Origin of the sequence: Synechococcus sp. OH2 (assembly GCF_047462155.1) — a bacterium.
Classification (GTDB): Bacteria; Cyanobacteriota; Cyanobacteriia; order Thermostichales; family Thermostichaceae; genus Thermostichus.
In genome coordinates, this window is record NZ_JANSIR010000103.1 from 35,406 (window position 1) to 37,643 (window position 2,238).

The following is a 2,238-nucleotide window of genomic DNA, read 5'->3' on the forward strand; positions in this document are numbered from 1 at the left end:
TGCAGACGCTCATCCCAAGCGGCCAATTCTTGCTCAAGACGCCGAGCTTCCTCTTGCAGCAGCCCGATCTCCCGGTCGGCCACCGCCAGTTGCTCGCGAATCACAAAGAGCTCGCCGGCAATCTCTTCTTGGCGCTGGCGGTGCTTTTGCAGCACCACATCCCTCAGGTGCGGGCTGAGCGGACGGGCGCAGAGGGGGCAAACCCAAAGGTGGGATTCCGGGACAGCCAACGCCTGGGTGGACGGTGCCGGCGCAGGCGCGGCAGGCTGCTCTGAGAAGGCTGCTTCCGGGGTGGCTTCGGATTCTGGGTGTTCTTCCTCCCCACCTTCTGCCATCGACTTCACCCCCGCTAAGGCAGGGGCGGAGTGGTGCCTTTCTTGCTCTGGATTGTAAGGATCTGGGCGATCCGGATCCCCGAGATCCAGCCGCTCGGGGTGAAAGGACTCCCAAGGAGCCTCTAATAGGCGGCAGCGCTCTTCCTCCTCTTGCCATTGGTGCTGGAGAACCCGCTGCCGCTCCTGCAGCTTCTGCACAAAGAGGCGGCGCTCTTGAATTTTTTCCAGCACCTGCTGTTGGTAGAGACGCCGTTGCTCCAGCTCGGCCAGGGCTGCGACGCCGGCGGCAATTTTCTGGGCCAGTTGCTGCTGCTGTTGGGCCAGGGTTTCCTGGTTTTGCAGTTGCTGCTTGAGGAGCTGGAGGCGGGCTTGCAGGCGTTCTCGCTCGCGGCGGATCTGCTCTTGCCAGTGCCGTTGTTGCTCGAGGAGGGCGGCGGCTTGGGCCTGGGCCTCGTTCAAGATCTGCAGGCGCTCCTGGGCTTGCCGGTAGTGGTGGAGGGCGTTTTCGATGCGCTCCCCTTCTGCCAGCACCTGGGCATCGGCCTGGGCTTGGGCCTGGCAGGCGGCCAATTCCTGTTGCAGCCGCTGCATTCTGCGCAGTTGCTGCTGTTGGTACTCAGCTTGTTGGGCCTGCAGCTTTTGGCGCTCTTGGAGCAGGTATTGCTGTTGCTCGAAGAGGTGGTGAAGATGGCGATCTTGGGCCATCAGGGTTTGATAGCGTTCGTAGCCTGCCAGGATCTGCTCGCTTTGGGCAATCAGCTCTTCCAACTGGAGCAGGTGCTGTCGTTGGGCTCGCCACTGCTGTTCGGTGTGGTGCAGGTTGACGCTGAGCTTGTGCAGGTGTTGGGTGAGTTGCCGGTGGCGCTCCTTCAGGATGTGGCGATGTTCATAGGCACGTTCTAGAGTCTGTAATTCCTGCTGCTGTTGGGCCAGGAGCTGCTGCAGATGGGTTTGCTGGTGTTGGAGCTGCTCCAGTTCAGCTTGGATCTGCTCAATGGAAACCTGTTGTTGGTCTAGCTTGTGCAGACGCTCTTGGAGCAGGTCGGCTTTGAGCTTGGCGCTGCGGGCCTGTTCGCGGCAACGCTCCGTCAGCAAGTCATACTGCCCCAGCTTGAGCATGTCGGCCAAGATCTGCTTGCGCTCCCCCGGGCGCTTCAGGGTAAAGGCATCGGCCTGTCCCTGGCGCAGATAGGCAGAGTGGAGAAAGGTGTCGTAGTCGAGGCCAAGCTGACTTGTAATTGCCTCTTGGGTGGCGCGCAGGCCCCGGCGGGTGAGGCTGCGCCAGCGGGCTTGGCCGTCGGCTTCTCCAATTTGAATTTGCCACTCCAGGGATCCTTCCCCCGACAGGTGGCGGCTGCGCAGGATGCGGTAGGTTTGCCCCCGCGAGCGGTAAATTACTTCCACCCAGGTTTCGCTGGCACCTTTGCGGATGAGATCGCTGTCGTTGCTGGCCCGGCTCTGTCCCCAGAGGCCCCAGGTCAGGGCGTCGAGCAAAGCCGATTTGCCCGCCCCGTTAGGGCCACAAATGCAAGCGGTGTGGATCCCGCGCAGATCCAAAACCGCCTGAGAGTAGCAGAGAAAATTGTGTAAGGTCAGGCGAACTGGGATCACAAGGGCGGCTCTGGTCGCTGCAAAACAATGGCGATGAGCCATTTGCTCCAGTTTATGAAGTTATTGGCTAGATCCCAAGTTTTGCCACGGCCAGAAAACGGTTGTCCCTCCGCCCTGAGCTCACCAGGGAAAGCGGCATTGCTGCTGAAGAGAAGCAATCTGGGGAAGCAAGGGCGGTTACAGCCTGTTAACCTGTTAATTTAAAATAGGGTACAGGTGTTCAAGAGGAAGGAGAGAAAGAGAGGCCAACCCATTCTTTGGATCTACGGCAAAGAGTTGTAGCAGCTTATCA

Annotated in this window: 1 protein-coding gene; it reads right to left on the reverse strand. The window is 60.0% G+C overall.

Features of this window, described 5'->3' with window-relative positions; translation table 11 throughout:
• The coding region (locus NW835_RS10305; protein ID WP_414415231.1) for an AAA family ATPase at nt 1–1,946 on the reverse strand (1,946 nt) is incomplete at its 3' end.
• Between the last annotated feature and the right edge of the window lie 292 nt (nt 1,947–2,238).